Here is a 5,896-nt window from a genome sequence, read left to right on the forward strand (position 1 = left end):
CGGCCAAGGCCGAGCCTGCCGGGCCCGCCGGGCCCGCCGGCCAGGAAGGGCAGCGCGGGCGGCGCGGGCAGCACGGGTGGCACGGGCAGCGTGGCGGCCCGGGCGGCCCCCTCGTTCATGTAGCGGCTGGAGACCGTGTGCCATTCGTGGCCGCCGGCCTGCCAGTCCTGGAGTCCCTTGGCGTACGCGAGGACCGCCGCCAGCTCGGCCGGGGTCAGCGCGTGCTCGGCCGCGAGCGCCGGGACCTCGGTGAGCGCGGTGTGCTCGAACTGGTGCAGCCGGGAGGTCAGCAGGTCGCCCGCGAGGTCCGCGGCCTCCTGGGTGGTGCAGCCCAGGAAGGTCTCCAGGACCAGCACGGCGTTCGACAGCTCGCCCTCGTCCTCGACCTCGCGCTGGTAGGAGAACAGGTCGTTGCGGATGTGGACCGCGTCGGCGAAGGCGTCGCGCAGCACCGCCAGCGGGCGCGCGTGGGCGACGCGGTCGGGCACCTCGGCCGCGACGTACTCGACCAGCCCGGCCGACCACGGCGCCCCGCCCACCTTGCGGCGCATCTCGACGTACTCCAGCGGGTTGGCCACCCGGCCGATGTCGATGTTGTGCAGCTCCCACATCGACTCGTCGAGCAGATTGCGGGTGCTCTCGGCGAATCGTTCCCGCCAGCCGGCGGACATCGCGGGCACGGTCCGCAGCCACAGGTCCTTCAGCCCCGCCTCGACCGGATTGGCGGGCTCGGGAAACCCTCCGGCGAGGTCCATCGGCATGAAGGCGGCCAGCCGGTCGAGGTAGGCCTTGGCCCCGTCGAGGTCCTGGGTGCGCTTGAAGACCTCCAGGAAGTGGTCGTCGAAGAAGAACACCCACACGTACCAGTCGGTGACCAGGGCCAGGGCGTCGGCGTCGCAGTCGGGGTGGGTGTAGGCACACAGCAGCGCGTAGTCGTGGGCGTCGAGGTCGCTCTGCTCCCAGATGCCGGAACCTTCCAGCATCCCGAAGTCGCGCGCCCACTGCCGGCTCTGCGTCCGGGCGGCCTCCAGATGGGGGTTGAGCCGGGCCGGGTACGGCAGGTAGAAGTCCGGCAGGCGGAACGGCTGGGTCACGGCGGCCTCGGCCCCTCTCGTACGGGTGCGGGGGCACCGGTCCGCGCCGGCCCCCGCACGAGAACAGCAGGGCACTACCCGCCGGGCCGCCCGGACATGGGGAAATTCACTTATTCAGGTGACCGCACGCCCGACATCCGACCACGGGCGGCCGACAACGGGCGACCGAGCACGGGCGGCCGACGGTGCGACACGGGCGTGTCATCATACGGGATGATTGTCCGATTGGTATAGATTCATTCCCGAGGCAGGCAGGAAAAGGAAAGCCGACGGCGCCCGCCCCGCGGTCCGGGTGGGCGGGCGCCGTCGGCAGGCAGTCCCTCTCCGCGCAGTTACTCCGCTTCGCCTTCGAGATCGCCCTCGGTGTCCAGGTAGACCTGGCGCAGGGCGTCCAGGACCTGCGGGTCCGGCTTCTCCCACAGGCCGCGGGACTCGGCCTCCAGCAGGCGCTCGGCGATGCCGTGCAGGGCCCAGGGGTTGGCCTCCTTCAGGAAGGCCTGGTTCTCCGGGTCCAGGACGTAGGTCTGCGTCAGCTTGTCGTACATCCAGTCGGCGATCACGCCGGTCGTGGCGTCGTACCCGAAGAGGTAGTCCACGGTGGCCGCCAGCTCGAAGGCGCCCTTGTAGCCGTGGCGGCGCATCGCCTCGATCCACTTCGGGTTGACGACCCGGGCCCGGAAGACCCGCGAGGTCTCCTCGACCAGCGTGCGGGTACGGACCGTCTCCGGCCGCGTCGAGTCGCCGATGTACGCCTCGGGGGCCGTGCCCCGCAGCGCGCGCACGGTGGCGACCATGCCGCCGTGGTACTGGAAGTAGTCGTCGGAATCGGCGATGTCGTGCTCACGCGTGTCGGTGTTCTTCGCCGCCACCGTGATCCGCTTGTACGCCGACTCCATCTCGTCGCGCGCCGGCCGCCCGTCGAGACCGCGGCCGTACGCGTAGCCGCCCCACACCGTGTACACCTCGGCGAGGTCGGCGTCCGTACGCCAGTCGCGGCTGTCGATCAGCTGGAGCAGACCCGCGCCGTACGTCCCCGGCCGGGAGCCGAAGATACGGGTGGTCGCCCGGCGCTCGTCACCGTGGGCGGCCAGGTCCGCCTGGGCGTGGGCGCGTACGAAGTTCTGCTCCGCGGGCTCCTCCAGCGAGGCCGCCAGCCGCACCGCGTCGTCCAACAGGCCGATGACGTGCGGGAAGGCGTCGCGGAAGAAGCCCGAGATGCGCAGGGTGACGTCGATGCGCGGACGGCCGAGCTCATCCAGCGGGACCGGCTCGAGGCCGGTCACCCGGCGCGAGGCCTCGTCCCAGACCGGGCGCACGCCCAGCAGGGCCAGCGCCTCGGCCACGTCGTCGCCCGCCGTGCGCATGGCGCTCGTACCCCACAGGGACAGGCCCACCGACGCGGGCCATTCGCCGTTGTCCGTGCGGTAGCGCGTCAGCAGCGAGTCGGCCAGGGCCTGGCCGGTCTCCCACGCCAGCCGGGACGGTACGGCCTTGGGGTCGACGGAGTAGAAGTTGCGGCCCGTCGGCAGCACGTTGACCAGGCCGCGCAGCGGCGAGCCCGACGGGCCGGCCGGCACGAAGCCGCCGTTCAGCGCGTGCACGGCGTGCGCCAGCTCGTCCGTGGTCGCCGCCAGCCGCGGGACCACCTCGGTGGCCGCGAAGGCCAGGATGTCCGCCACGGCCTCCGGGTGGCCGGCCGCCACGGACGCGACCGCCGCCGGGTCCCAGCCGGCGGACTCCATCGCCTCGACGAGCGCCCGGGCCTGGTCCTCCGCCTCGTCGGCCGAGACGCGGGTGGCCTTGGACTCGTCCAGGCCCAGCGCCTCGCGCAGCCCCGGCAGGGCCGTCGAACCGCCCCAGATCTGACGGGCGCGCAGGATGGCCAGGACCAGATTGACCCGCTCGGCGCCGGCCGGAGCCCCGCCCAGCACGTGCAGGCCGTCGCGGATCTGGGCGTCCTTGACCTCGCACAGCCAGCCGTCGACGTGCAGCAGGAAGTCGTCGAACCCGTCGTCGTCCGGCCGTTCCGCCAGCCCCAGGTCGTGGTCCAGCTTGGCGGCCTGGATCAGGGTCCAGATCTGCGCCCGGATCGCCGGCAGCTTGGCCGGGTCCATCGAGGAGATCTGCGCGTACTCGTCCAGGTGCTGCTCCAGGCGCGCGATGTCGCCGTAGGAGTCGGCGCGGGCCATCGGCGGCACCAGGTGGTCGACCAGGGTGGCGTGCACCCGGCGCTTGGCCTGGGTGCCCTCGCCCGGGTCGTTGACCAGGAACGGGTAGACCAGCGGCAGGTCGCCGAGCGCGGCATCGGGCGCGCAGGCCGCGGACAGGCCCGCGTTCTTGCCCGGCAGCCACTCCAGGTTGCCGTGCTTGCCCAGGTGGATCATCGCGTCGGCGCCGAAGCCGCCGTCCTCGGCGGCGGCCTGGATCCAGCGGTAGGCGGCCAGGTAGTGGTGCGAGGGCGGCAGGTCCGGGTCGTGGTAGATCGCGATCGGGTTCTCGCCGAAGCCGCGCGGCGGCTGGATGAGGATCAGCAGGTTGCCGCGGCGCAGCGCCGCCAGGACGATGTCGCCCTCCGGGTTGTGCGTGCGGTCCAGGAACATCTCGCCGGGCGCCGGCCCCCAGTGCTCCTCCACCTGCTCGCGCAGCTCGGCGGGCAGCTGCCCGTACCAGCGCCGGTAGTCGGCCGCCGGGATCCGCACCGGGTTCCGGGCCAGCTGCTCCTCGGTCAGCCAGTCCTGGTCGTGGCCGCCGGCCTCGATCAGGGCCCGGATCAGCTCGTCGCCGTCACCCGAGACCAGGCCCGGGATCTCCTCGCGCGGACCGAAGTCGTAGCCCTCGGCGAGCAGCCGGCGCAGCAGCGCGACCGCCGAGGCCGGGGTGTCCAGGCCCACCGCGTTGCCGATACGGGAGTGCTTGGTGGGGTACGCGGACAGCACGAGCGCGATCTTCTTCCGCGCGTTCGGGGTGTGCCGCAGCCGGGCGTGCCGTACGGCGATCCCGGCGACCCGGGCCGCCCGCTCGGGGTCGGCGACGTACGCGGGGAGCCCGTCCGCGTCGATCTCCTTGAACGAGAACGGCACGGTGATCAGCCGGCCGTCGAACTCCGGCACGGCGACCTGGCTGGCGGAGTCCAGCGGCGAGAGGCCCTCGTCGCTCTCCTCCCAGTTGCTGCGCGAACCGGTCAGGCACAGCGCCTGGAGGATCGGCACGTCGAGCGCGGCGAGGGCGCCCGCGTCCCAGGACTCGTCGTCCCCGCCCGCCGAGGCGTCGGCGGGCCGGGTGCCGCCGGCCGCGAGCACGGTGGTGACGACGGCGTCGACCCCGGCCAGCTCGGCCAGCAGCTCCGGCTCGGGGGAGCGCAGCGAGGACACGTACAGCGGGACCGGGACGCCGCCCGCCGCCTCGACGGCGTCCGCCAGGGCGTGCACGAAGGCGGTGTTGCCGCTCATCTGGTGCGCGCGGTAGTAGAGCAGCGCGATCCGCGGGCCCGCGGTGGTGACCGGGCCGCGCTCCAGGTGGCCCCAGGTCGGCGCGGCGGCGGGCGGCTCGAAGCCGTGGCCGGTCAGCAGCACCGTGTCGGACAGGAAGCGGGCGAGCTGGCCGAGGTTGGCCGGGCCGCCGTGCGCGAGGTAGGCGTGCGCCTCGGCCGCGATGCCGATCGGGACCGTGGAGGCCTCCATCAGCTGCGCGTCCGGGGCCTGTTCACCGGTCAGGACCACCACCGGCCGGCTCTGTTCGGCGGCCAGCAGCACGTCCAGGCCGTCCTGCCAGGCGCGCAGGCCGCCGAGCAGGCGTACGACGACCAGGTCGACGCCGTCGAGCAGCCCGGGCAGGTCGTCGAGGGGCAGTCGGGAGGGGTTGGCGAACCGGTACGCGACCGGGCCGTCGGCGGCACGGGCGCTGAGCAGATCGGTGTCGGACGTCGACAGCAGCAGGATCATGCGACGGCAGGCCTTCCTCGGGGTTTCCGCGCCCCGGGCAGTGCGGACGGCGGGAGTTCCTGACTCACCCGGCAGCTGGCTTCCAGCTGCCCCGGGCTCACAGTGGCGGGACCGCGCCGGAGTCTCACCGGGCTTCCTCCCATGTCGCCGTCCTCGGCGACGACGGACCAGTCGGTCCGCCGAGGGGCATCCTATGCGGCCACGTGGGGGCGCGTCAGGTGGGCCCGGCGGTGGGGTTCTCCCAGGCCGAGCCGGGTGTGCCGGGTGGCGCGGGGGTGGTGACGGCCACAGGCCGGAGCCGCAGAATCGTGGGTATGCTCGCCGCCATGCCGACCGCCCCCTCCGCCGCGTCCCGGGACGAACCCGTCATACGGGACCGCGGTGACGCCTGCCCCGGCGCACTGCGCCTGCACCCCGCGGACGACGGGTACCTGGCGCGCGTACGACTGCCGGGCGGCCTGCTCGACACCGCGGGCGCCCTGGCGCTGGCCGAGGCCGCCGACCGGCTCGGGGACGGCCACCTCGAACTCACCTCGCGCGGCAACGTGCAGCTGCGCGGCCTCGCCGACGGCTGCGGGGCCGCCCTCGCGCAGCTGCTGGACGGCGCCGGGCTGCTGCCCGCGCCCTCGCACGAGCGCGTGCGCAACATCGTGGCGACCCCGCTGGCCGGACTCGACGGGTCGGGCCACGGCGAGGTACTGCCCTGGGTGGCGGAGCTGGACCGGCTGTTGTGCGCGAGCGCCCGCGCCGCCGCCCTGTCGGGCCGCTTCCTGTTCGCGCTCGACGACGGCCGCGGCGACGTGGCCGCGCTCGACCCGGACATCACCCTGTCCCGCCGGCCCGCGGCGCGCGCCCTGCTCC

General features: G+C 73.9%; 2 protein-coding genes, 1 pseudogene and 1 riboswitch. Of the genes and pseudogenes, 1 reads left to right on the plus strand and 2 read right to left on the minus strand.

Features of this window, described 5'->3' with window-relative positions:
* Positions 1 to 1,094 (minus strand): terpene synthase family protein (locus GPJ59_RS32415; protein ID WP_445271891.1); only part of this gene is annotated, 1,094 nt, incomplete at its 3' end.
* A 332-nt stretch (positions 1,095 to 1,426) separates the two neighbouring features.
* Entirely contained in the window at positions 1,427 to 5,035 is a 3,609-nt protein-coding gene (cobN, locus tag GPJ59_RS32420; protein WP_219671494.1) for a cobaltochelatase subunit CobN, read from the minus strand.
* A 53-nt stretch (positions 5,036 to 5,088) separates the two neighbouring features.
* Positions 5,089 to 5,195: riboswitch (cobalamin riboswitch) on the minus strand.
* Between the two features lie 154 nt (positions 5,196 to 5,349).
* On the opposite strand from cobN, the pseudogene GPJ59_RS32425 reads away from it, so the two are divergent.
* Positions 5,350 to 5,896: pseudogene (locus GPJ59_RS32425) on the plus strand (cobalamin biosynthesis protein CobG); the annotation flags it as partial.

The organism is Streptomyces bambusae (assembly GCF_019400985.1).
Lineage (GTDB): Bacteria > Actinomycetota > Actinomycetes > Streptomycetales > Streptomycetaceae > Streptomyces > Streptomyces bambusae_A.

Excerpts from the sequence above, each read along its gene's own strand:
- cobN (WP_219671494.1), bottom strand. The coding sequence starts at position 5,035 with ATGATCCTGCTGCTGTCGACGTCCGACACCGATCTGCTCAGCGCCCGT.